At 50.2% G+C, this 493-nt stretch carries 1 protein-coding gene; it reads left to right on the top strand.

What is annotated here, in order from left to right; genetic code table 11:
- Positions 1-493 (top strand): IS66 family transposase (locus tag CV945_RS14180; protein WP_369827739.1); only part of this gene is annotated, 493 nt, incomplete at both ends.

The following is a 493-nucleotide window of genomic DNA, read 5'->3' as shown; positions in this document are numbered from 1 at the left end:
AATATGGACATCATCGAAGACGCCTTACTTGAATCCAACATCCTGCATGTCGATGAAACGAGTTTGCGCATCAATGGGAAACTCGCATGGGTGCATGTCGCGTGTACATCGAGATATACATACTTGGCTCCTCACGCTTCTCGTGGAAAAAAAGCGACCGATGATATCGGGATTCTTCCCCGATATGAAGGGACGATGATGCACGATGCGTTCGGTACGTATCCGAAATACACACATGCCACCCATGCCCTTTGTCATGCCCACCATTTGCGTGARTTAAAAGGATTCATCGAACAGGGGCATACGTGGGCGATGCGCATGACCACGTTTCTGTTAGCCGCCAAGCAAGCCGTCGAAGCCCATCACGGTGCACTTTCCGAAGAAGAAGCGAGACGGTGGGAACGAGTGTATGATCGCATCCTAGAAAGAGCACAACACCGATTAGAAACGATGACGCCTCTTCCGAAAAAAGCACTCGCTTTTGTTCGACGCC

Origin of the sequence: Geobacillus sp. Manikaran-105, assembly GCF_002809955.1 — a bacterium.
Classification (GTDB): domain Bacteria; phylum Bacillota; class Bacilli; order Bacillales; family Anoxybacillaceae; genus Geobacillus; species Geobacillus thermophilus.
This window is presented reverse-complemented; position numbering and strand designations above follow the sequence as displayed.